General features: G+C 48.1%; 23 protein-coding genes and 1 riboswitch. Of the genes, 11 read left to right on the forward strand and 12 right to left on the reverse strand.

What is annotated here, in order from left to right; translation table 11 throughout:
* Positions 1–17: 17 nt before the first annotated feature.
* The 4 genes from DVG79_RS00365 to tnpB all read right to left on the reverse strand — a co-directional run bounded on the left by DVG79_RS00365 (position 18) and on the right by tnpB (position 4,458).
* Positions 18–683, reverse strand: a complete 666-nt coding sequence (locus tag DVG79_RS00365; RefSeq protein ID WP_114595002.1) for a methionine ABC transporter permease — start codon at positions 681–683, stop codon at positions 18–20.
* On the reverse strand, positions 673–1,686 hold the full coding sequence (locus DVG79_RS00370) for a methionine ABC transporter ATP-binding protein (protein ID WP_114595003.1): 1,014 nt from the start codon (positions 1,684–1,686) through the stop codon (positions 673–675). Before DVG79_RS00370 ends, DVG79_RS00365 begins: the two co-directional genes overlap by 11 nt.
* 83 nt (positions 1,687–1,769) lie before the next feature.
* Positions 1,770–1,873: riboswitch (SAM riboswitch) on the reverse strand.
* Between the two features lie 62 nt (positions 1,874–1,935).
* On the reverse strand, positions 1,936–3,123 hold the full coding sequence (locus tag DVG79_RS00375; protein ID WP_114595004.1) for an aminotransferase class I/II-fold pyridoxal phosphate-dependent enzyme: 1,188 nt from the start codon (positions 3,121–3,123) through the stop codon (positions 1,936–1,938).
* Between the two features lie 162 nt (positions 3,124–3,285).
* On the reverse strand, positions 3,286–4,458 hold the full coding sequence (gene tnpB / locus DVG79_RS00380) for an IS200/IS605 family element RNA-guided endonuclease TnpB (protein WP_114596529.1): 1,173 nt from the start codon (positions 4,456–4,458) through the stop codon (positions 3,286–3,288).
* A gap of 179 nt (positions 4,459–4,637) precedes the next feature.
* On the opposite strand from tnpB, the gene DVG79_RS00385 reads away from it, so the two are divergent.
* Positions 4,638–6,248 (forward strand): alpha-glucosidase, encoded by a 1,611-nt coding sequence (locus DVG79_RS00385; protein WP_114595005.1) that lies wholly within the window; start codon positions 4,638–4,640, stop codon positions 6,246–6,248.
* Positions 6,249–6,346: 98 nt separating this feature from the next.
* Here DVG79_RS00385 and DVG79_RS00390 read toward each other — a convergent pair whose 3' ends face one another.
* From DVG79_RS00390 to DVG79_RS00405, 4 genes are all read right to left on the reverse strand, one after another.
* Positions 6,347–7,075: an MBL fold metallo-hydrolase gene (locus tag DVG79_RS00390; RefSeq protein WP_114595006.1), complete on the reverse strand. Its 729-nt coding sequence runs from the start codon at positions 7,073–7,075 to the stop codon at positions 6,347–6,349.
* A 102-nt stretch (positions 7,076–7,177) separates the two neighbouring features.
* Positions 7,178–7,981 (reverse strand): SMP-30/gluconolactonase/LRE family protein, encoded by an 804-nt coding sequence (locus DVG79_RS00395; RefSeq protein ID WP_114595007.1) that lies wholly within the window; start codon positions 7,979–7,981, stop codon positions 7,178–7,180.
* 38 nt (positions 7,982–8,019) lie between these two features.
* Positions 8,020–8,544: a YceI family protein gene (locus tag DVG79_RS00400; RefSeq protein ID WP_114595008.1), complete on the reverse strand. Its 525-nt coding sequence runs from the start codon at positions 8,542–8,544 to the stop codon at positions 8,020–8,022.
* A 146-nt stretch (positions 8,545–8,690) separates the two neighbouring features.
* Positions 8,691–8,954, reverse strand: coding sequence for a metal-sensitive transcriptional regulator (locus DVG79_RS00405; protein ID WP_114595009.1), 264 nt, complete (start codon positions 8,952–8,954; stop codon positions 8,691–8,693).
* Between the two features lie 228 nt (positions 8,955–9,182).
* Here DVG79_RS00405 and DVG79_RS00410 point away from each other — a divergent pair, with 228 nt between their 5' ends.
* From DVG79_RS00410 to DVG79_RS00420, 3 genes are all read left to right on the forward strand, one after another.
* Complete coding sequence (locus DVG79_RS00410) at positions 9,183–9,728, forward strand: RNA polymerase sigma factor (RefSeq protein WP_114595010.1); 546 nt, start codon at positions 9,183–9,185, stop codon at positions 9,726–9,728.
* Positions 9,728–10,486: an anti-sigma factor gene (locus DVG79_RS00415; RefSeq protein ID WP_114595011.1), complete on the forward strand. Its 759-nt coding sequence runs from the start codon at positions 9,728–9,730 to the stop codon at positions 10,484–10,486. Before DVG79_RS00410 ends, DVG79_RS00415 begins: the two co-directional genes overlap by 1 nt.
* Positions 10,487–10,699: 213 nt before the next feature.
* A complete protein-coding gene (locus DVG79_RS00420) occupies positions 10,700–12,742 on the forward strand; it encodes a putative bifunctional diguanylate cyclase/phosphodiesterase (protein ID WP_114595012.1) in 2,043 nt (680 codons plus the stop codon).
* 256 nt (positions 12,743–12,998) lie between these two features.
* Here DVG79_RS00420 and DVG79_RS00425 read toward each other — a convergent pair whose 3' ends face one another.
* From DVG79_RS00425 to DVG79_RS00435, 3 genes are read right to left on the reverse strand one after another with little or no spacing between them, the layout of a single operon-like run.
* Positions 12,999–13,346, reverse strand: a complete 348-nt coding sequence (locus DVG79_RS00425) for an iron-sulfur cluster biosynthesis family protein (protein ID WP_114595013.1) — start codon at positions 13,344–13,346, stop codon at positions 12,999–13,001.
* Between the two features lie 51 nt (positions 13,347–13,397).
* Positions 13,398–14,126, reverse strand: a complete 729-nt coding sequence (locus DVG79_RS00430) for a TspO/MBR family protein (protein WP_114595014.1) — start codon at positions 14,124–14,126, stop codon at positions 13,398–13,400.
* Positions 14,127–14,185: 59 nt separating this feature from the next.
* A complete protein-coding gene (locus DVG79_RS00435) occupies positions 14,186–15,031 on the reverse strand; it encodes a DegV family protein (protein WP_114595015.1) in 846 nt (281 codons plus the stop codon).
* A gap of 186 nt (positions 15,032–15,217) precedes the next feature.
* Here DVG79_RS00435 and DVG79_RS00440 point away from each other — a divergent pair, with 186 nt between their 5' ends.
* From DVG79_RS00440 to DVG79_RS00465, 6 genes are all read left to right on the forward strand, one after another.
* Positions 15,218–15,763, forward strand: coding sequence for a helix-turn-helix domain-containing protein (locus DVG79_RS00440; protein WP_114595016.1), 546 nt, complete (start codon positions 15,218–15,220; stop codon positions 15,761–15,763).
* Positions 15,764–15,776: 13 nt separating this feature from the next.
* Positions 15,777–16,874 carry an ABC transporter ATP-binding protein gene (locus DVG79_RS00445; protein ID WP_114595017.1) on the forward strand — a complete coding sequence of 366 codons (1,098 nt, stop codon included), beginning with the start codon at positions 15,777–15,779 and terminating at the stop codon, positions 16,872–16,874.
* A complete protein-coding gene (locus DVG79_RS00450) occupies positions 16,874–17,680 on the forward strand; it encodes an ABC transporter permease (RefSeq protein ID WP_114595018.1) in 807 nt (268 codons plus the stop codon). The genes DVG79_RS00445 and DVG79_RS00450 overlap by 1 nt, the downstream gene beginning before the upstream one ends.
* Positions 17,677–18,480: an ABC transporter permease gene (locus tag DVG79_RS00455; protein ID WP_012371389.1), complete on the forward strand. Its 804-nt coding sequence runs from the start codon at positions 17,677–17,679 to the stop codon at positions 18,478–18,480. Before DVG79_RS00450 ends, DVG79_RS00455 begins: the two co-directional genes overlap by 4 nt.
* A gap of 3 nt (positions 18,481–18,483) precedes the next feature.
* Positions 18,484–19,557, forward strand: a complete 1,074-nt coding sequence (locus DVG79_RS00460) for an ABC transporter substrate-binding protein (RefSeq protein ID WP_114595019.1) — start codon at positions 18,484–18,486, stop codon at positions 19,555–19,557.
* A 134-nt stretch (positions 19,558–19,691) separates the two neighbouring features.
* A complete protein-coding gene (locus tag DVG79_RS00465; protein ID WP_114595020.1) occupies positions 19,692–20,201 on the forward strand; it encodes a hypothetical protein in 510 nt (169 codons plus the stop codon).
* A gap of 32 nt (positions 20,202–20,233) precedes the next feature.
* Here DVG79_RS00465 and DVG79_RS00470 read toward each other — a convergent pair whose 3' ends face one another.
* Positions 20,234–20,842, reverse strand: a complete 609-nt coding sequence (locus tag DVG79_RS00470) for a YktB family protein (protein WP_114595021.1) — start codon at positions 20,840–20,842, stop codon at positions 20,234–20,236.
* 128 nt (positions 20,843–20,970) lie between these two features.
* Here DVG79_RS00470 and DVG79_RS00475 point away from each other — a divergent pair, with 128 nt between their 5' ends.
* Positions 20,971–22,668 carry a GGDEF domain-containing protein gene (locus DVG79_RS00475; protein WP_114595022.1) on the forward strand — a complete coding sequence of 566 codons (1,698 nt, stop codon included), beginning with the start codon at positions 20,971–20,973 and terminating at the stop codon, positions 22,666–22,668.
* Positions 22,669–22,876: the final 208 nt, after the last annotated feature.

A 22,876-nucleotide genomic window follows, 5' to 3' on the forward strand; every position in this document is an offset into this window, starting at 1 on the left:
CGATTCTCTATGTGTGGTTAACGTTTATCAGCACGACGGGCCAGAACATTGCCGAGCCCCTGAATACTTTGAACAATGATGACGAGGACGACGATCGTCACGATCATGACGACATTATCGTACCGGTAATAGCCGAAGCGGATGGCAAGGTCACCAACGCCACCGCCACCGACGATACCAGCCATTGCGGAAAAACCGATTAGGCTGATCGTCGTCAAGGTCACGGCTTGAATGATCCCGGGAAGAGCTTCCGGTAACAGGGCACTGATGATGATCCGGACCGGCGTAGCCCCGCACGCTTCCGCTGCTTCAATCAATCCCGGGGGAATCTCCCGGAGTGATGTCTCGACCAGCCGGGCGAGAAACGGAATCGCAGCAACACTCAGGCTGACGGAAGCGGCTGTTGGTCCGATTGTATTATCCAGTAACAGTTGGGTCAGCGGAATTAAGGCGACGAGCAGGATGATGAACGGTAACGAACGGACGATATTGACGAAAAAGTCCAAGATGCTGCGCACGATGACGTTTTGGAAAAACAGTCCCCGGTCCGTGATGAAAAGTAAAATCCCGAGTGGAATCCCGACGACGAGCGCAAAACCGAGGGAAATCCCGACCATCAACGCCGTCTCCGCTAAAGCTTTCGCAAGATCCGGTAACATGGTTTCAACTCGTTCAAGCCACATCCTGGATCACCTCAAGCGTGTGGAGTTGCTCCTCAAGCCAAGTGAGGGCTCGGTTGACGTGAAGTGTTGGACCGGTCAAGCTGACGATCAGGACTCCGAAGGCGACATTTTGAATATAATCGACCTTTCCGTGCAGGATGCTGACGGAGATATCAAATTGTTTGATCGCTTCTGACAGCGTGCTCTCACCAGTCTTTTCTCCCGTGAATTGCAGGCGGATGATTTTACCGGGTGTCGTCCGTAAAATGCGTTCCGGCAACTCGATTTGCAATGCCGTATCGACGTAATGTTTTGTGACATCATGGGTCGGCTGACTAAATATGTCGTAGGTGTTCGCAACTTCGACGACTTCACCGTGAGCCATGACGGCAACGCGGTGGCAGATTTGTTTGACGACATCGATTTCATGGGTGATCAGGATGATCGTCAAGCCAAGCCGTTCATTCAAGTCCTTCAGCAAATCCAGGATTTGCAGTGTCGTGACCGGATCGAGAGCGGACGTGGCTTCGTCACATAACAGGACGCTCGGATTATTCGCAAGGGCGCGGGCAATCCCGACCCGTTGTTTTTGTCCGCCACTGAGTTGACTTGGGAAGTTCGTCTCAAATCCTTCAAGTCCGACCAGCGTGACAAGTTCTTTAATTCGGCTTGGGAAATCACTGCGTTTGACGCCGGCAGCCTTTAAGGCAAATCCGATGTTGTCGGAAACGTTCCGCGATTGAATCAATTGGAAATGTTGAAAGATCATTCCGATCTTCAGGCGCAACTCTCTTAGGCTGCCTTTGGATAAATCGGACAGTTTGATACCCGATACTTTGACCGTTCCTTGGGTCGGTGTTTCGAGTCCGTTGATCAAGCGCAGCAACGTACTTTTTCCGGCACCGGATTCACCGATGATGCCAAAAATTTCTCCTTGCTGAATCGTTAAGTTGACGTCACGCAGGGCGAAAATCGGTGTCCGGTCACGTACGAACCGTTTGGTGATGCCTTTGAATTCAATCATCTGCTGTTTCCTCCCTATACAAAAAAATCGCCTTTTTCCAGTTAAGAGCAACCAGAAAAAAGCGACGAAGTGTAAGATTTCGTAACTTATCTCTCAGAATGAAACATTCTGTAGGATGTGGCACCGTTCCTTAAAGGTGGTTGCCGGACGTCGTTGGGCCTAATCCCTCGGTCGCTCTCGATAAGTAGATATGCTGTTGGGACTTACTGTAACGGAAATCATTCCCATTTGTCAAACATTTTTTCAGAATTATTCCGCAACTGTTTGTTGAAACAGATTTAACTGACCGATCCGTTCGGCAGCTTCGACCAATCGTTCGGCGTCGGCAATCAGGCTGATCCGGACGTAGCCTTCACCGTATTCACCGAAGAAATGTCCCGGTGTGACAGCGACGTGTGCTTCGTCGAGCAGATGGTCGGTAAAGCTTTGCGACGTAAAGCCGGACGGGACCGGCAACCAGACGAAGAACGAACCACCCGGGACCGGTCCTTCCCATCCAATTTCCTGTAATTTACCGAATAAGGCATCACGACGCGCTTCATACAGGGCACTGAGTTCGTGGACACACGTCTGATCGCTTGAGAGGGCAACCGTCGCCGCATGCTGGATCGGTGTGAAGGCACTGACGTATAAGTGTTCCTGGTACGTCTCGATACTTGAGATGACGGACGGGTTACCAATCGCGAAGGCAATCCGGAAACCGGACATATTAAAGCGTTTCGATAACGAAAACAGTTCGATTCCGACGTCTTTCGCTCCTGCCGTCTGGAGGAAGCTTCGGGTCGGACCGTCAAAGCTGATGCCGCCGTACGCCAGGTCATGGACGACACAAATCTCGTTTGCGTCAGCGAAGGCGACCGTCTGTTCAAAGGCTTCCGCCGTCGCGGTCGCACCAGTCGGATTACTCGGATAGTTGAGGAACAGCATCCGGGCCCGTTCGACGTCCGTCGTATCGAGCAGCGTGTAGTCGGGTAAAAAGGCATTTTCCGCAAGGAGCGGCAAGGTGATCGGGTAAGCACCTGCTAATGCGGCACCGGACAGGTAGTCGGGGTAACCGGGATCCGGAACGATGACGCCTTCGCCCGGATTGACGATCGTTTGCGGTAACGCGACGATACCCGCTTTGCTGCCGAGCAGAATGGCGACTTCGGAAGCCGGATCAATCGTTACACCAAACTCCGTCTGATAAAAGTCAGCAACGGCCTGCTTGAGGAAATCATGGCCGCGAAACGGCGGATACTGGAGATTCGCCGCGTCATTGATCGCTTCTTTCAAGGCATCTAGAATATGTACAGGTGTCGTCTGATCCGGTGTTCCTTGACCAAGCGTGATGACATCGTGGCCGGCGGCTTTGACGGAACCAATTCGCTGGGCAAGCTCAGCGAAGACCGGAGCGGGTAACCGATCAATCGCAATCGATGGGGCAAAATGTTTCATTTGTCTTCCTCCTTGTTGGGTATTGTCGTCAAGGATAACGAATTTTCAGAAAAAAGAAAAGAGTTTTTTAATAACTGCTGATAATTGTTGAACTACCTCCACCTTCGCTTCGCTTAGAGGTGGAGGATTCCTGAGTTATCCGACCTGACGGTCGAAAATTGATCAGGCTAACCCCGTCGTCCCGACGGTTGAAGAAGCTAAGATACGTTCCGCTTCTCGTTTGAGATTCAGTCCTGCGTTCACATCCCGGTCGTGATGGATGCCGCAACTCGGGCATGTCCATTCACGCAATCCAAGATGTTTCACGTCCTTGTGTTGATGACCGCAACTCGAGCAGAGTTGACTCGATGCGAAGGTCTTTCCGACCTTCACGACGGTTTTCCCGTACCAGTCCGCCTTGTATTCGAGCATGCGGAAGAACTCTGACCAGCTGACGTCAGAGATGGCCTTACTTAACTTACGATTCTTTTGCATGTTCTTCACCTGCAAGGTCTCGATGCCGATGACGTCGTGGTTTTGGACGATCTCGGTCGATACCTTGTGCAGGAAGTCAGTGCGCTTGTTGGCAATCTTCTCGTGGATACGTGCAACCTTTCGCTTCTGCTTCTGATAGTTCCTCGCCTCGGAAAGCTTGACTTTTTTATTCAGAGCGATGCGTTGACGACTGGAGAGCTTACGCTGTTCGCGTACCAGTTTCTTCTCAAGTGTTTGGAAGTAACGATCGTTCTTGTACATCGTTCCGTCCGACAGGGTGGCGAAGTTTTTGAGTCCGACATCGACGCCGATGGACGAACTGGTTTTCGGCATTTCGTGGATTTTCTGCTCGACGAGCAGGGAAACGAAATACTTACCTGAAGCGTGGCGTCTAATCGTGGCATTTAAGATACGGCCTGTGATCTGTTTCGAATAGGCGAAACGTACCCATTTCAGCTTAGGAAGTTTAAGCTTTTTGCACACAATCGAGACTTCAGGAAGTTGAGACTTGCCCTGTATGTTGGTCTTGTACGACTGGACGGGGTTTCGCTTCGACTTGAATCGAGGGCGTTCATTCTGCTTCTTGAAGAAGCGATCAAACGCATCGGCAAGGTGTTTGACGCTCGTTTGAACAGATGTACTATCGACTTCTTTCAACCAGTCGAATTCCTGCTTCAATAAGGGGATTTCTTTGGAACAAGAGCCGTAGGACAGTCCTTTTCCAGTGGTCTTGTACATTTCATTCCACTTCGCCAGGAAGTGGTTGAAGACGAAACGCGAACAGCCAATCGTCTTCGCGATCAGGATTTCCTGCTCTATTGTCGGATAGATTCTGAATTTGTAGGCCTTGTGTTTCAACACCATTTTTCACCTCCTTTGAAGGGAATATACCCGAAAGACAGGCTGGCGATTCATCTCCCACTTTCACTTCGTTTAGAAGTGGGAGTATTCTCACCTAATTTTGGTAAAAAGAACCGATGGCTTTCGTGTTTTTGATACACTGAACTAGAAGACGATTGAATCACAAAGGAGCTGATGGGATGAATCGAGCCTGGTGGAAAGAAGCCGTTGTCTATCAAGTGTATTGGCGCAGTTTTAAGGATTCGGATGGAGATGGAATGGGCGATTTACGCGGGGTGATGGAAAAGTTGGATTACATCGCGTCGCTTGGTGTCGATGTCATCTGGTTAAATCCCTGTTATACATCACCGGATGTCGACAATGGCTACGATATTTCCGACTACTATACCATCATGAAAAAGGCGGGAACGATGTCCGACCTGGAAGCATTGATTACAGCAGCGCATGAACGGGGGCTGAAATTGATTCTTGATTTAGTCGTCAATCATACGAGTGATCAACATGCGTGGTTTAAGGAATCCCGCAGCAGTCGGACGAACGAGAAGGCCGATTGGTACATTTGGCAGGACGGAGTCAAAGGAACACCGCCGAACAATTGGCGCTCCTATTTCGCACCGAGTCCCTGGGCGTGGGATGAGACGCGCGAACAGTATTATTTCCATTCGTTTGCGTCCGAACAGCCGGACTTGAACTGGGAACATCCGGCTGTGCGGGAAGCTGTTTATTCGATGATGCGCTGGTGGGCCAACAAGGGAATCGACGGCTTCCGGATGGATGTCATCAACCTGATCAAGAAACGGGCGACGTACGATGATGTCGCGGATCCTTTGGATTTATCGTACTTAGGGAATCAGCCGGGCATTCACGAGTTGTTGCAGGAGATGCACCGGGAAGTATTGGCGGGGACGGACCTCTTTACAGTCGGTGAAATCCCGTTTGTCGGACCGGAAGACGGATTGTTGTACGTCGGGGAAGAACGGAACGAATTGCGAACCTTGTTTCATTTTGAGGTCGCGGATGATATGGAAACGATGGACCTGCCGCGTTTCAAACAAATCCAGAAACGTTGGTACGAAGCGCTTTATCCAAGCGGAATCGCATCCCAGTTCTTGAACAACCATGATCATACACGCCAGGTGACCCGGTTCGGAAGCGAACGGTATCGCGTCGAAAGTGCCAAGCTACTGGGCTTGATGCTTCATACGTTACCGGGCATCCCGTATATTTATCAAGGGGAAGAAATCGGCATGACCGGCATTCGTTTTTCGGACCCGGAGTCCTATCGGGACGTGGCCTTTCGGAATCAATACGCCGAGCGGATTGCGGCCGGCGAATCGCCCGGAACGGTCCTGTCGTCGATGCAGTTACGGGCACGTGACAACTCACGGACACCGATGCAGTGGAATACGGGCAAAGCAGCCGGATTTACCATAGGGACACCATGGATGGCGGTCAATCCGAACTACCGTGAAATCAATGTCGAAGCGGCGGAACAGGATCCGAATTCCGTGCTGGCATTTTACCGGAAATTAATCGATTTACGAAAGACCCATCCGGTCATGGTTTACGGCATCTATCGTGATTTAGCCATTCAAGATCCGTACCTGTATGTTTATGAGCGAGTCCTTGACGGGGTAACATGGCGGGTGGTGTTAAACGTCCATGATGAACCGGTTACGACGACGTTCGGCTTACCGGAAGAGCAGCTGATTCTGACGAATTATGATACGGCTGACATCAATCGATTAGCACCGTACGAAGCCCGGTTGTACCAATACGAAATGCCGTAAACGGCGGGAACAGTCAACAGAAAAAATCCGGACAGCTTCTACTCTTCATCAAGGAATGAGGAGCAGGAAGGTGTCCGGATTTTTTGTCCGGCTGATGTTTACGCATAACCATTTCGTTTTTTCGAGGATAAGACCTGTTCGAACCGATCGACTGCCTGGCGCATGTCAAAGCTCGGAGCGACGACAAGCGGTCCGTGACCAACCGCGAGGACGTCCGGTGTCAATTCCGTCAATTGATGCGCCGATTGGAGCGCTACTTCCTTATCCCAGGTCGCAAGGGACGGGAAGGGGAATTGCCAGCGGGTGTCGCCCGACACGGCTAAACCGCCTTGGGTTTGGAAAGCGTCACCGGCAATCAACGTCCGACTGCCTTCATGCCACAGGGAAATTGAACCCGGTGTGTGACCGGGTGACGCAATGACACTTAAACTGCCGACCTGCTGACCACTTTCGAGTAACCGGTCCGGACGGGTTTTGATATTTTTCGGAATGCCGCCTTTCAGCGGTGTCGTCTCACCTTCGCGTAACGACTCATCGCCGCTGAGGAGAGCCGCGTCCCGGTAACTGATCGAGACTTCGGCAAGCGGGAAAGCACTTGCTAAAAAATCAAGGGATCCGACGTGATCAGCATGCGCATGAGTTAGGATGATGGACTGTAACGGTTTGTCAAACGACTTGATGACGGAATAAATCGCTTTGGCATTCAGTGAAATCCCCGTATCAATCAGGGTGAGGCTGTCCGCTTCTTCAAATAAGTAACAGTTGACCGGAAAGAAGGACGGCGTTGTTTGCAGTTGATGAAGTCGTTCAATCGTCGAAATATGCATCCGGTTACACTCCCTCGTCATAATATACACTTCTGTTTTAGTATCGCCTGTTTTAGTACAGACGTCCACAAAAAAACTCCCTTACGAGAGGGAGTAAATGTGTTAATATGTTACTTCGAAAACGGCTCCGGCATGTTCGGAATCGTCCCCGTCTGCTGCTGTCGTGACCAGTAGACGATCTTCATATAAAATCGGGCAAGTCGGGTTGGAAACCGGGAAATCGATATGGGCGAGTTTTTCACCGGTTTCAAGATTCCAGCGTGTCAGGCACGATCCGGCGTAATGGGCGATGAAGACATGACCTTCCGTGTCTTTGGTCATACCGTCCGGGAAACCGTCTTCGTCCTCTAAGTCGATCGCCACCCGGCGGTTCGTCAACGGTTGATCCGCAGCATAGTCAAAGGCATAAACCTTTTTCGTCGGCGTATCGATGTGATAGAGCGTCTTGCCATCCTCGGACCAGACAAGTCCGTTCGAGTTCGTTAAGTTCTCAAGGAGAACATCGACGGAACCGTCATGACGCAAGCGATAAAGCGACGCTGTTTCGCCGTCTTCTTCATTGATACTTCCGGCCACATATTGACCTGATGGATCAAGTTTTCCGTCATTCATCCGGTCGGATTCAGGTAGCGTCAATTGGGTTTCCAGTGAGAGGTGTCCTTCTTTTAAATCAAACGTGCCGAAACCGTGTGCCGACGTGACACGAAGGAAATCCGGCGCATCCGTCAAAGCGATCGATGTGATGGCACTCGGTACTTGGTACGGTTTTAAAGCCTCTGTCGTTAAATCATATGAAAAAAGAAGCTTGCCCGGAATATCGACGAAATAAAATCGTTTTGTTTTAGCGTCATAGACGGGCGACTCCCCGGTCTTACATGCAACATCAATAAAAAGTGAAACTGTCATCTGATTTCCCCCTACACATACTGTGATCTCTATTTTGATTATCCGTGAATGAACTCGAGGTGCAATTGGAACTTGACGTCACTACCAACTAAAACACCGCCAGCTTCCAGTGCGACGTTCCAGGTTAGGTTGTAGTCTTCCCGTTTGATTTTTCCGTCGACTTCAAAGCCGGAACGGGTATTGCCCCAAGGATCGACACCGCTGCCTTCATACTCGACCTTAAACGTTTCTGTCCGCGTGACATCCTTAATCGTCAAGTCACCGGTCACTTCATATTCGTCACCGGCGTGTTTTTTGAACGAAGTCACACGGTAAGTAATGTTCGGGTACTGCTCGACATCAAAGAAATCGGCTGATTTCAAATGCGTATCCCGGTCATTGCTGCGTGTATCGATTGTAGCGACCGGAATCGTTACGACAGCAGAAGCATTTTCCAAATCGTGTGCTTCCCCGCTGACATCAAAGCTAAAGTCACGAAACTCTCCTTTAACTTTTGAAATCATCATGTGTTTGACTGAGAATGTAATGGAGCTGTGGTCCTGATCGAGTTGATACGTAGCCATGTTCGATTCCTCCTATTTAATTCACGTTTAGTCATGCCTTTTATTGTTCCTTTTTATCTCGATTCCAAAACATACAGCGGGAAACAAAAATAAGTCTTGCACCGCATCCAAGCAGAGCAAGACCATCAACGATTCCGAAGAATCGATTAGCGGCTTTTTACCAGTAAATTAACGGCTTCTTTGACCAATTCCTCGGTCTGTCCTTCGCCGGTCTGTTCCGCCTCTTTCACGCACTCAATCAGGTTTGAGCTGACGACGACACCAATCGTCCGGTCGATGGCGGAGCGGGCAGCGGACAGTTGGGTAATGACATCACGGCAATCTTGTCCTTCTTCCATCATCCGCAAGATACCGCGAAGTTGCCCTTCGATCCGGCTGACCCGGTTCTTCATTTTACGATCGTAATCCATTCATTTTCCTCCATTCTAAGATGCAATCCGCCTGTTCGATATCTTTATGCTATGCCCATCGTGGTATTGCTGTCAATCTAACCGCTTTTTAAGCTATATTTTTCAGTGGAATAGGGAATATGGATGTGGTGGACAAAAAAATGAAATAAAGTGAAAAAACTAAAACGATTTTGCGTCAGCTTGCGTATACTATATGATAAGGCTGACTGATCACCAAGGAGGAGAAGGATGCATACTCAATCCGATGAATCGCTTTATCATCAGATGCGCAGTGGAGATGAACAAGCTCTCGAAGTACTGTATGACAAGTATGAAAGGCTATTGTTCTCATTCGCTCATCGCTTTACGAACAATGATCGTTTATCAGAAGAAGTCATCCAGGAAGTCTGGATGAAGATTTGGAACGGACGGGTCGATTTTAATACCGATAAAGGAAAGTTCTCCTCTTGGATATTAACGATTACCCGCAATGCAGCGCTCGACTGTCTGAGACGCGAGAAACGCCAACCGACGATTGAAGTCGAGGAGCGGGACGGCGGATATGATGAACCGGTCGAACGGACGGTCATTCAGCGGGAAACGGCGACGGAAGTCCGCGATGCCGTCAATGAACTGAAACCTGATCAACAAGAGTTAATTGAACTCGTTTATTTTAAAGGACTGACACAACAACAAATTTCAGAGCAGCTAAATTTACCGCTTGGAACGGTAAAAACAAGAATAAGGAGCGCCATCCAGGCACTCCGGAAACTACTAGACGGGAGGGAACGTTGATGGAAGAACGTTGTCATGATTTAATCGATTACTTCAACGGAACATTATCAGCTACCGATCGCGACGCGTTCGAGGCACACTTGGCGACTTGTGATGACTGTAAACAGGCGCTTCAAGAGATGCAAGACTTGATGCTACCCATCGCGGAATCACTTCCGGAACGACCGATACCAACAGGCATGAAATCAAGAATTCTCGGTGAAGTTCTGGGATCGACGGAACAAGGGCATGAACCGGCAGCAGCACCGATTTCAAAACCGGCTGTTCAGGAAACGAATCATGTGTCTGAACTCGAGGCAGCCCGGTCGAAGAAAAGTAAAAAACGGGTACCGCTCGGGTGGCTCATGAGTATCGCAGCTGCCTTGATCCTGTCACTTGGTGCCAACGCCTACTTTCTTTCGCAAGATAAGTCTGATCCGGCGGAAGAGTTTGCGATGGACGAAGTCAAAGGAATGGGCAACTTTGAAAGTACGGCCTCGATTAAGGGCTCGAGCATGATTTTTACGAAAGATGATCAAGAATTCATGCTTGTCCAACTGAAAGATTTACCGCCCCTGAAAGAGGGCGAGTTGTATCAACTTTGGACGATTCAAGGTGATACGCCCCGTGCGAACGGTGTCATCGAACAGGACGGAGAGGCAGCCGCCGTCTTCCCGATCAAAGGAGACGGAACGATTGATGCAGTCGCCATCACGGTTGAACCTGAACCGGACTTGGAAAAACCGACCGGTGAAGTCGTGGCTTCCGTTGCGTTATGATGGTCCGTTCCACTTGAAATGACGCGAAGTGAAGTTTATGGAAAGGGATGCGATTTTGATTGCATCCCTTTTTTGTGCGCTTTTTTTCGAGTTTGACCATTCCTTTTAGAAAAAGTCTGGCCATTTTGATGAAATTTCGTAAGAAGACTGAAGAAATATCGACAAGAAGACGATACTAATAGGAATGTCAGTCAAAAAAGAGAGGCACTTATCATGAATGAATGGATCACCTTAACGAAACATTATGAAGAGACACTGGTCATCCTATCGGTCATCGTCGCTATCGTCGGATCCTATGCCTCACTTGAATTAAATCGCCGGTTGGCAAAAGCCGTATCTTTGAAAAAAAGAGCATTGTTCGTTTCCTCCTTGACGATGGGGTTATCCATCTGGGGCATGCATTTCGTGGGCATGGGTGCATTTGAATTAGCGGTACCGGTCAAATACGACTGGGTGTTGATGTTCTTATCGATCGTACCCGCCGTGACGGCTGCCTGGATTGCCTTTTATCTCTTATATTATTCAGAGCTGACACGGAAAAAAGTCATCATTGCCGGAACGTTAATGGGGACGGGAATCGCCATGATGCATTATCTTGGCATGGTTGCGATGCAGTTTGATGGAGATGTCCGCTATGATACGGCGTTATTCACGTTATCGATTGTGATTGCCATCACGGTCGCTTATGTCGCCCTCCTGTTGCTGTATATGACAAGGCATGTCGATAAAAAACGAATTTTGATTCCCGTTGCAATCTTAATGGGGTTTGGTATTTCAACGATGCACTATGTCGGAATGCTCGGGACGACGTTTTGTGTTCCCGGTGCTTCGGGAGTAGATGTCTCAGCCAGCCCCGTCACATCAAATATCTTAAGCGACGTAGCGGTCCCGGTTTTTTTAATCGTTCTGTTGATCGTCGGACTGTATATTCATCTTGAACGGCGGGCGTTACAGATGATGGCGTACACGGATCATTTGACAGGATTGCACAACCGTCGTTGGCTGGATCATCATATGGCAAAAGTCGATGGACAATACAGCCGGACGAAAAAGCAGATGACGATGGCGTTGCTTGATCTGGACGGTTACAAATGGATCAATGATACGTTTGGTTTCGATCAGGGAGACACCGTCATTCGGCAATTCTCGGACCGGGTCAAAGCTTTACTTCGCGAAGATGAAGCGTGTATCCGCTACAACGGGACTCAATTTTTCCTGATTCAAAATGTCGATTCCGAAATGCTGGAAGAGGCCTTTACGGATGTCCTGGAAGCGATTCGGCAACCGATTTTTCTGGACGGACAAGAGATTCATTTGACCGCCACAATCGGGATCATCGTTCCGAACATAGAGGATACTCTGGAGATGCGGATCGGTCAGATGGAAAGTGCCTTGCGTGCAGGAAAAAATGAAGGGCGGGACCGTTTCGTCATCTACGATGAACTGCTCCATTCGGATCGCCGGGAACAACAAATCGTCGGCTCCTTACGCCGGGCGATGACGGACTTTAAAGAGTTTAATCTCGTCTATCAGCCGAAAATTGCGCTGGCAACAGGCAAGGTCGAGCAGGCGGAAGTGCTGATTCGCTGGAATCATCCGAAGTTTGGTTTCATTTCACCGGCAGAGTTTATCCCGCTCGCTGAAAAGTACAGTCTGATCCATCGGCTGACCCAGTGGGTGCTGCAGGAAACCGTCAAGCAAATGGAAGAGTGGCGGGAAGAAGACCACTTCATCCGACAAGTCTCCGTCAACTTGTCGGCGATGCATTTCCGGTCGGAATCGCACAATCTGATGATTAAGGAAATCGTTCATCATTCGTTGAAGAATGGCGGAGAACTGCAGCTTCAACTGGAAATTACGGAAACGTCCGTGATGGAGAATCTCGAACGGGCCTTGTTGATGCTCGGAGAGCTGAAGCAATTGAGTTTGACGATTGCACTCGATGACTTCGGAACGGGTCTGTCTTCTTTGACTCACTTAAAGCATCTGCCAATCGATATCTTAAAGATTGATAAATCGTTCATTGACGAAGTACCGCATGACGAGCGGGGGACGGCGATTACCGAAATGATCATCCAGCTTGCGAAGAGTCTTGGGATTGAAGTGGTGGCGGAAGGCGTGGAGACGCTGGAACAACATGAATTTCTGAAACGACTCGGTTGTGACTATGGACAAGGCTATTATTACAGCCGTCCGGTTAAGGTCAAGGATCTGGACCAACAGACAATCGAACGAACGGTTTTGGATGTAGTCTGATAGCGCATCCGGCCAATCCAATCCGTCCTTTTTTACGTATACTAGATAAGCACACGAGGACTATGTGTGTGATCATGGGGGACGCAATGGCTTCTTGAACAGATTCCGGGCAGGAATTTGTTCGACTTGTGCAAGATGCAGACAGAATCGCCGTACATTTCGATGGTTGCTCAGCTCTCTACTCAATCCAGTACCTGTCTGTCCATCACACTACAAAGGCAGCTTTCCACGAGGGAAGCTGCCTTTTTTTGTCGTCTTACCGGTTGGCTGTCAGCTGGCAGCCGGTCTGATCGGTAACGAGGACGTTCGTATTGAAGTATTGACCATCACTTTTTAGGATCAATGATTTTTTCTCAGGATTATAATCAAGTGTCATGTCCTGGTCGAGGAAATGACTTGACCACCGTTTGACGAGGACAGGTCCGACATTCGAATCAATCGTCATGTCTTCATCCGTTGCGGCGGAGACAAGACGAATACTGAAGATGCCTGAGTTCCCGCAACCGCATCCTTCGGTATCATAATAAAGATGCAATTGACCTTCCGTATCACCGCGTAATTGATCGATCCGATCAAGTGCAGCTTCTGTAAATGTAATCTGCATGACATTCACTCCTTTGATACCAGTATACGACGAACAGCAAAGAAAATAACGTTACTTGCTCAGTTGAACCTGACGACGCATCCGGACGAGCAGGAAGACATATCCGGCAAGCAGAACGACGACACTTCCGAGCACGACCGTATCGACAAGTCCGTTATCCGACTGGAAGTTGATCGCGATATATGCCCAGACGAAAACGAGTGGATAAATCGGATCGCGATTGGCGAACATGAACAACAAGGCGAGAACGACACCAACACCAAGCATGATCATCGTCCAACCGGCATCTCCGATTCCGAGCCATGAGTTGATGTTTTCAGTGTCGATCGTCAAGAAGATATTCGCAATCGTCGCGACCGAGACCCAGCCGAGATAAAGTGAAAACGGTAATTTAAAACGTAACGCTTTTGTCTCGCGGTCGATTTTTGAGTAGATGACGATCAGTGAAATCAAAAGACCGGCAATGACGACGACAGACAACGGGAACAGTTTGTATGAGAACGTAACGATCCAACCAGCATTGAACAGACAGCTGATCAAGAACCACGGTCCGATTTTTTTGGCGATGTCATGTTCTTTGAACTTCGGAATCGTTTGCATAATGAGCCAAACGAGTAACACAAGATAGATGAGTCCCCAAATCGAGAAAGCATAACCTGCGGGTTTAAAATAAGTGCTGATCGTATCCGAAATCCGACCTGTTTTTCCGCCATCGAGTGCATTAACGGCGATCGTAAAGACAAAACCAAGCCAATTGAGCCAAATCCATTTGTTTTTCAATCCAAAAACCTCCTTTAATCTCTAAAGGAGGTTTACCCGGATTGTCGACTCTTTAGACATCAGCGTCGGCTCGTCGGGTTTAAGAAGGACATGCCGATGGCCGGATTACCGGTATGCGAGCCGAGAACAGGCGTTAAGTTATCGATGCGAACCGTGACATCGAACCGCTTTTCGAGATTCGTTTTCCATTCAAGTGCCAAATCATAGGCAGTCGCGTGAAATAACGAGACATCGGTGACCGTTCCACTCTCAAGCATTTCGACCAGGTGATCATAAATCTTGGCGTGGGCTTTCTTAAAAGTTCGAACCGTCTGATACGGAACGATTTTGCCCTCCTCAAAATGAAACAGCGGGCGTAACTGAAGTAAATTACCGACAAAAGCTTTCGTCGAGGAAATCCGTCCGCCTGCCTGCAACTGATCGAGGTTCGCAACCGTGAACTCGATGTGGTGGTCGAAGCGGCGCTCTAAAATATACTGCTCGATTTCTTCGACTGACATCCCGTCTGCTGCCAGTTGCATCGCTTCCGCCAGCAATTGACCTGCCGGATAGATGCCGCAACGGGAATCAATCGCAATCAGCCGGAACCCGGCAATTTCAGCACCTTGAACAGAAGCGTTATACGTCCCGCTCAATTCGCTTGAAAGATGGATGGCAAAGCCGACATCATACTGCTCTTTTAACCGTTCATAGCGTTCCGTGAACGTGCCAATGGATGGTTGGCTGGTCGTAACCTTATGTTTCGCATCAATCCATTCATAGACGGTCTCGGCCTGGACGTCGACACCGTCCGTGAAACTTTCGCCGTCTTTCATGACGAGAAGAGGGACGACGGTCAAGTCTTCATGCTGAGAAATCGAATCGGGCAAAATCGTCGTGCTATCTGTAATCCATGCAATCTTCATGCTGTTTCCTCCTTATTTTAGTACCTGATATTAATTGTAGGTGTAAGCGTTATCGCTGTCAAATGAACCTTTAAAAAGTTCAAACATTATAGTTGATTAACTGGCCCAATGCGCTATAATCGGTACGTGATTACTAAACTTGAAGTCGTCTTATACTAAACTGTTGTAAAGAGAGGAGGGCGTGGATTGCGGACGATCGGAAACAAAATCAAAAATCTACGTCTTCAAAAAGGCTTGACGCAAGAAGAGCTTGGCGAGCGGACGGACTTGAGCAAAGGATACATCTCGCAAATCGAACGCGAAATCAGTTCGCCGTCGATTGAGACGTTGTTTAGTCTGCTCGAAGTACTCGGCATCTCGGCAAAGGATTTTTTTGACGAGGACACGTTGAATCAAAAGGTCGTTTATTCGCAAAAAGATGTCACGCGTTATGAAGACTTGGAACAAGGGTACGATGTGACATGGCTGATTCCGGAATCGAACGAAAAGGAAATGGAGCCGGTCTTGTTACACCTGGCACCGGGCGGACACTTTAAAACATACGAACCGTCCGGATCGGAAACGTTCGTGTATGTGCTCGAAGGATCGGTCACATTACAGCTTGGCCGGGAATCATTCGTCGCAACGAAAGGCGAGACACTTTATTATAAAGCTTCAGAAATTCATCAATTACGCAATGATTCAGAGGCGGAAACGAAAGTACTCGTGACGGCCACGGATTCGTACTTATAAGGAGGAATAAGATTTGGCAGACAACAATACGATCATTCAATTTACAGACGTGACAAAACGTTTTGACGATCAGACAGTTCTCGAACGCGTCAGTTTTGAAATCGAACGCGGGAAATTTTATACGTTGCTCGGACCATCCGGTTGCGGGAAGACGACGGTCTTACGGCTGATTGCCGGGTTCACCGAAGCGACGGAAGGCGATATCCTGTTCAACGGAAAACGGATCAACGATGTTCCCGCCAACAAACGGCAAGTCAACACGGTTTTTCAAGATTATGCCTTGTTCCCGCACCTCAACGTTTTTGAAAACATCGCCTTCGGGTTGCGGATCAAAAAGATGAAGGACGCGGAAATCAAGACGCGTGTGCTTGATGCGTTGAAGTTCGTCAACTTATCCGGGTACGAGAATCGGGAAATCACGGAGATGTCAGGCGGACAACGCCAACGGGTCGCGATTGCGCGTGCCATCGTTAACGAACCGGAAGTTATCTTACTGGATGAACCGTTATCGGCACTGGATTTAAAGCTGCGGACAGAAATGCAGTATGAGCTCCGTGATTTACAACGGCGTCTCGGCATTACATTCATTTTCGTCACACACGATCAAGAGGAAGCGCTCGCGATGTCAGATGAAATCTTCGTCCTCAATCATGGTCTGATCCAACAATCCGGGACGCCGACGGATATTTATGACGAACCGATCAACCGCTTCGTCGCTGATTTCATCGGCGAGTCAAATATCATTCCGGGACGAATGGTGATGGATTACCGCGTCTCATTCGCCGAACAGGAATTTGATTGTGTCGACCGTGGTCTCGAATTAAATGAACCGGTCGAAATCGTCATCCGTCCGGAAGACTTGGAAATCACGGGTGTCGCGCAAGGTAAGTTGCGTGTGACCGTCGATTCTCAATTGTTCCGCGGCGTCCATTATGAGATTGCCTGCATGGATGAAGTCGGAAACGAATGGCTCGTCCACAGTACGAAAAAAGCAACGGTCGGGGAACAGATCGGCTTGACGTTCGATCCAGAAGCGATTCATGTCATGCGTCTGAATGAGACGGAAGAGGAATTCGATAAACGACTTGAATCATATGACGGGGTGTTGTGATGCAGAAGACACGCAACTGGTATCTGATTCCGTATAGTTTTTGGATTGCGTTGTTCGTCATCGCACCGATTGTCCTCGTCGTCTATTATTCATTCCTTGACCTGGAAGGACATTTTTCGTTCGTCAACTATCAGAAGTTTTTCACCTCAACCTATCTGACGATGACGCTCAGCTCATTTTGGTATGCCTTTTTGATCACGTTGTTTTCACTGGCAATCGGTTATCCGACCGCCTATCTGTTGACGAAAACGAAGCATAAACAATTGTGGTTACTGCTGATCATCTTACCGACCTGGATCAACTTGCTCTTAAAAGCGTATGCGTTCATCGGGCTGTTCAGCACATACGGGTGGGCAAACCAGACGCTTGAAGCGATCGGGATCGGCCGGAAACAGATTTTGTTCACGGACTTCAGTTTCGTGTTCGTTTCCGTCTACATCTTTATTCCGTTCATGATCTTACCGATCTTTAATGCGATTGAAAAACTGAACCCGTCGCTCGTCTTTGCGGCCCGTGATCTCGGGGCCTCGAGTTTCATGACGTTCCGCCGTGTCGTTTTTCCGTTGACGATTGATGGGGTGAAATCAGGCTGTCAGCTCGTTTTCATTCCAGCGCTGTCGTTATTCATGATTACGCGTCTGATTGCCGGTAACCGGGTCATCACGCTCGGAACAGCGATTGAACAGCAATTTCTGGTCACGCAGAACTGGGGCATGGGTGCGACGATTGCCGTCTTCCTGATTATTGCGATGGCAATCATTTTAGCGTTGACGAGTACGAAACGGAAGAAAGGGGCGACGACATGATGAAACGATTAAAACTAGCAAATCTGTACTTGATCGGTGTCTTCATCATCTTGTACGCACCGATTCTTTATCTGGCTTTCTACTCGTTCAACAGTGCCGATAACATGACGAATTTTGATTCCTTCACGTGGGATTGGTATAAGGAAGTCTTTCAGGATTCCCGTCTCTTGATCATCGTCTTAAATACGCTGGTCATCGCGCTCCTGTCTGCTGCAATCTCGACGATCATCGGTGTCCTCGGTGCCATCGGGATTCAAGCGGTCCGGAAAAAACGGATCGAGACCTCTCTGTTGACGCTCAACAGTATCCTGATCGTCAGTCCCGATGTCATCATCGGTGCGTCGTTCCTGATCTTCTTTACGATGCTCGGCATTCAACTCGGCTTCACGTCGGTTCTGTTGTCACATATCGCGTTTTCCGTCCCGATTGTCGTCATTCTGGTCCTGCCGAAACTGCAGGAAATGAGTCCGACGCTCGTCGATGCAGCACGTGACCTGGGAGCGAGCCGACTTGATGTCCTGACGAAAGTCATCTTGCCGTATATCACACCCGGCATCTTCGCCGGTTTCTTCACAGCATTGACGTATTCACTGGATGATTTCGCGGTGACGTTTTTCGTCACCGGGAATGGATTTACGACGTTGTCCGTTGAAATTTATTCACTTGCCCGCCAAGGGATTTCGATGAAAATCAACGCCCTGTCGACCGTGATCTTCCTGTTTACGTTCTTACTCGTCATCGGCTACTACTTCCTGAACCAGCGTTCTGCCATGAAGTTGTCCCGACCGGAGGTGAAATAAGCGATGAAAAAACTCATTCAATTATTTGTCGCGATATTTTTGATATCCGGTATCATCTTGTTTGCGTTGAACCGGTTGAATGCGACACAAGGGTATTCCGGAAAAAATGTATTGAACATCTATAACTGGGGTGATTACATCGACCCGGAATTGATTGATCAGTTTGAAAAGGAATCCGGCATCAAAGTTGTCTATCAAACGTTTGATTCGAACGAAGCGATGCTGACGAAAATCGAACAGGGCGGCACGACGTATGATATCGCCGTTCCTTCCGATTATGCGATTGCGAAGATGATCGAAGAAGATTTGGTCGTCCCGATCGATCAGAAAAAAATTCCGAATCTGAAGAATATCGACCCGCGCTTCCTCGATTTATCGTTTGATCCGGGCAACAAGTACTCGATCCCTTATTTTTGGGGTACCGTCGGAATCGTCTACAACCAAAAGTTGATTGACGGAAAAAAACCGACCAGTTGGAAGGACCTGTGGGATCCGGCACTGAAAAATCAAATTCTTCTCGCAGACGGTGCACGTGAAGTAATGGGGATGAGTCTGAACAGTCTCGGTTACTCACTTAACGAGACTGACGAAATCAAACTGCAGAAAGCAAAAGCGAACCTGATGGATCTGACACCGAACGTCAAGGCGATTGTCGGTGATGAAATCAAGTTGTTGCTCGCAAACGAAGAAGCAGGGATTGGTGTCGTCTGGTCCGGTGATGCCAATGAGATCATGAGTGAAAATGAAAATTTGAACTACGTGATTCCAAAGGAAGGATCGAACGTCTGGTTCGATAACATCGTCATTCCGAAAACGGCTAAAAATGTAAAAGGTGCCCATGAATTCATCAACTTCATGTTGGATCCGAAAAATGCCGCCAAAAATGCGGACTATGTCGGATACTCGACACCGAACGAAGCGGCGTTGAAATTGCTCGATCGTGACGTGCGGGAAGACAAACGTTTTTATCCGGATAAACAGGTCACGGATACACTCGAAGTATATGAAAACTTAGGTAAGGAAATGCTCGCTCATTATAATGAACTATTTTTAGAGTTCAAAATGCATAAGAAATAACAAGAAAAGTTGTTGCCCAAACTGGTAACAACTTTTTTTTGAAATATTTTTTAAAGAAATGTATTGAAAGTGAATATTATTTCGAAAATGGGGGAATGAGATATTTATCAAAGCATTTCAAGGGGGAGCACATCATGAAACAAATTTTTGGACTTATTTTAACAGCCGCACTTACCATGAGCCTTGTCTCAGGCCCTTCATATAACCAATCTGCCGAGGCAGCGAAGCCGACGGACATCGATTGGTTGAAACAAGTTAAAACGACTGCCGCAAAAGCCAAATCCGTCGATGGAAAAGTGACATTGGAAAAAACGACGTTAGCCCAGGTACATAGCGCGTACAAAGGGGAAAAAAATTCGACATGGTGCCAAAGCGGTAAAGGATTGGTCGCACCAAATAAAGCCGTTCATTATTGCTCGACATTCGGTGTTCCTGACCGTAAAGCAAAAGTTTCTGCCATCGTCTACAATCCGAAAATGATCGGCCGGACGATTACCGTCAAAGAAGTTAAAAAAGCGTACTCGACTGCGAAACTCGATAAAACCTTTAACTTGATGACCGTTTCAACAAAAGAGGTCAACATTTATCTAAATTTAAATTCTGACCGTACACAAGTCATGTCAATTCTAGTAAAATATAACTAACGAACAAAGGATGACCTTTTAGGCCATCCTTTTTATTGAATCTTTTTATAGATCGGCACGAGTTGTTCGTAGGTATTTCGTATCAATTTTACTAAATCCTCGTGTGACATCGTACTGACTTCTTCCGCAGAGATATGACGGCCGACTAAGAATTCTGCTTTCTTGACATCGCGGAACCGAACGAGTCCTTGTTCTAGACCTGTCTCGTCAATCCGTTGTGCCTCTTTCTTCATATGATCGTAAGAAACGACGAAATCGGACGGCAGTGCATGCAACAGCTCCTGGTGATCCAGTAGTTTGGCAGCGTACTGTGATTTATTCGGAAGTTCATAAATGTAAGCGAGCCAGATGAACAGATGGTCATCAAATAAGCCGACTTGGAAATGCGGATGTTTTTTGTATCCGCGTTTATTCGGGGAAAATGCCATCCATGTGTCCTTCGGCGGATTTACTTTCCGGCGGGCATGCTGTGCAATATGCACATACATATCTTCTGCCAGATGGACCGTTAAATCCGGTGATACTTCTTGCCCGATTTGTTTGAAGACGGGTTGAATCCGTTTCCGGATTGCGTCCATCCGTTGTTCCAGTCCTTCAATCTCGAATGTATCAAATGCTTCTTTCGTAAAATGTGTAGTCACTGATTTATCACCTCTATTGCTAGTGTAACAAATCAAAGCATTAAAAATAGACCTCAATGCTCAAATGAGTGATAATCAGATTATGTTTTCCATATATATACAAAATGTGTTAGGAAGGGGAAGTCAACATGCGTCGCTTTCAACAATATCTCCTTCGGAGCTGGATTGTATTTTTTCTTGTCGTCATCGGAATCGATTTACTGGCGAAATCAAGAGACTACAGCCTCAGCATCGACTTTTTTACGTTCACGCTTGTTGTTGCACTCTCCACGATCTTTGTCATCGATCCGGTCCGCAGAAGACATATGAGCTTTACGTTCCATTTCGGATTCGTGTTATTTACGTTTTTGACGTATGGATTGTTGTCTGCCATCTGCGTCGGACAATTGACGATGTTGATCTATCAATTGCGGACGTTCCACACAGCGATCGGCCGCCGGCGTATGTTACATAATTATCCGTTTAATGTCACGCTCGAGCTATTATTGATTTTACCTGCGGGACTGGCTTACAACGCGTTAGGTGGAACACACGGGATCGACTTCTCGTTAATCGGAAATATCGGACCGTTAGTCGTCATGGTCTTGATTTTATGGGTTGTCTTACTGTTTCAATATAAATTATCAAACTTTTTACTTGGTGAAAACATTCCGAGTAATGTCATGTTGCCTTTGCTCCGGTTCGAGGCGGTCGTCATTGCCGCCGAATTGTTATTCGGGGTTTTCAGTACACTGATGGTTCAAAACAACGGGAACAGCGGTCTCGTCATGACGGCCTTTGCCCTGTTCATCATCAAACGGTCGCTTGGCAGTTCCGTCCATGCCAGTGACCGGATCGAGCACTGGGAACAGATTGAACGATTAAAAGAAGCGGCCTGGAAAGACGGCGATGCCCAGTTCATCATCGAGCGGTATTTACGTCAGTTGAACCATTTTGTTCGCCCGGACATTGCCTGGATTAAGTTTGATTTCGGGGAAGGAAATTCAATTTATTATTCCTTGAAGGATGGCCGCAAGTTAAAGGCGGACCATGTCCGCGGCATCATCATTGAAGAAATCATTGAAGAAAAAGATGAGGTTTTGCTGTACGGCATGCAACAGGAGTGGGACATCCGCTTGTATGATTGTGTTCCGGAAGAAACCCAGTCGATTCTGTTCATTCAGCCGGAAGCGACGGAAAAAATCAATTGCTCCTTATTCTTGGCTTCTGAAGCAAGCGGAGAGTTCACAAAAGATTTTGGGTATGAGCTCTACCGGGCTTTACGGGTCCTCTCATGGGCAGTCGAACGGGCACAGGAACGGGAACGTCTGTTGACGGACAGCCGGACGGATGCGATGACGAAATTGCCAAACTACCGGGCGTTACAGGAATGGGGCGATCGCCGGATTCGGCAACGTGATTTATATCCATTCTCTGCCTTGATGATCGACTTGGATCATTTCAAACAAATCAATGATACGTATGGACATGAGGTCGGGGATGTCGTCCTGTTTGAAGTCGCTAAACTGTTGATGCAGGCGACACGGATCACCGATCTCGTCGCCCGATACGGCGGTGAGGAATTCGTCGTCTTGCTACCGAACACGGATCTGGAATCAGCCCAAATCGTAGCAGAACGGATTCGCGAAACGTTACATGCGAATCCAATTCAAGTGGAAGCGGATTCGTTAACGATTACGGCAAGTATCGGTGTCGATACGTTAAACGAGCTGGGCGATTTAGCAAGTCTGATCCGCAACGCCGACCGCGCGATGTATATCGGTGCGAAATTCCAAGGACGTGACCGTGTGGCATCCTACCAGGAATGGAAAGAACGTGTTGTCTAACTTTCACTGCAAGAACCGTTGACGTTGTCAGCGGTTTTTTGACGTCTTAGCGTCTGATAGAGCGTGTTGAGAGTATTTTGAATACAATGAGGAGGGGGCTGGCGAAAAGCTGTCTGAGGCGCCAAATCGTGCGAAAAAAAGCCTCGTTCTGCAAGAGAAGGAGGCTCGGCTATAACGTATAAGGAATGTAAGAAAAAAAGATAAAGGC

The sequence above is a fragment of the Exiguobacterium sp. RIT594 genome (genome assembly GCF_003339585.1).
Taxonomy (GTDB): Bacteria; Bacillota; Bacilli; order Exiguobacteriales; family Exiguobacteriaceae; genus Exiguobacterium_A.

Excerpts from the sequence above, each read along its gene's own strand:
- DVG79_RS00365 (WP_114595002.1), bottom strand. The coding sequence starts at position 683 with ATGTGGCTTGAACGAGTTGAAACCATGTTACCGGATCTTGCGAAAGCT.
- DVG79_RS00370 (WP_114595003.1), bottom strand. The coding sequence starts at position 1,686 with ATGATTGAATTCAAAGGCATCACCAAACGGTTCGTACGTGACCGGACA.
- DVG79_RS00375 (WP_114595004.1), bottom strand. The coding sequence starts at position 3,123 with ATGAAACATTTTGCCCCATCGATTGCGATTGATCGGTTACCCGCTCCG.
- DVG79_RS00385 (WP_114595005.1), top strand. The coding sequence starts at position 4,638 with ATGAATCGAGCCTGGTGGAAAGAAGCCGTTGTCTATCAAGTGTATTGG.
- DVG79_RS00390 (WP_114595006.1), bottom strand. The coding sequence starts at position 7,075 with ATGCATATTTCGACGATTGAACGACTTCATCAACTGCAAACAACGCCG.
- DVG79_RS00395 (WP_114595007.1), bottom strand. The coding sequence starts at position 7,981 with ATGACAGTTTCACTTTTTATTGATGTTGCATGTAAGACCGGGGAGTCG.
- DVG79_RS00400 (WP_114595008.1), bottom strand. The coding sequence starts at position 8,544 with ATGGCTACGTATCAACTCGATCAGGACCACAGCTCCATTACATTCTCA.
- DVG79_RS00405 (WP_114595009.1), bottom strand. The coding sequence starts at position 8,954 with ATGGATTACGATCGTAAAATGAAGAACCGGGTCAGCCGGATCGAAGGG.
- DVG79_RS00410 (WP_114595010.1), top strand. The coding sequence starts at position 9,183 with ATGCATACTCAATCCGATGAATCGCTTTATCATCAGATGCGCAGTGGA.
- DVG79_RS00415 (WP_114595011.1), top strand. The coding sequence starts at position 9,728 with ATGGAAGAACGTTGTCATGATTTAATCGATTACTTCAACGGAACATTA.
- DVG79_RS00420 (WP_114595012.1), top strand. The coding sequence starts at position 10,700 with ATGAATGAATGGATCACCTTAACGAAACATTATGAAGAGACACTGGTC.
- DVG79_RS00425 (WP_114595013.1), bottom strand. The coding sequence starts at position 13,346 with ATGCAGATTACATTTACAGAAGCTGCACTTGATCGGATCGATCAATTA.
- DVG79_RS00435 (WP_114595015.1), bottom strand. The coding sequence starts at position 15,031 with ATGAAGATTGCATGGATTACAGATAGCACGACGATTTTGCCCGATTCG.
- DVG79_RS00450 (WP_114595018.1), top strand. The coding sequence starts at position 16,874 with ATGCAGAAGACACGCAACTGGTATCTGATTCCGTATAGTTTTTGGATT.
- DVG79_RS00455 (WP_012371389.1), top strand. The coding sequence starts at position 17,677 with ATGATGAAACGATTAAAACTAGCAAATCTGTACTTGATCGGTGTCTTC.
- DVG79_RS00460 (WP_114595019.1), top strand. The coding sequence starts at position 18,484 with ATGAAAAAACTCATTCAATTATTTGTCGCGATATTTTTGATATCCGGT.
- DVG79_RS00465 (WP_114595020.1), top strand. The coding sequence starts at position 19,692 with ATGAAACAAATTTTTGGACTTATTTTAACAGCCGCACTTACCATGAGC.
- DVG79_RS00475 (WP_114595022.1), top strand. The coding sequence starts at position 20,971 with ATGCGTCGCTTTCAACAATATCTCCTTCGGAGCTGGATTGTATTTTTT.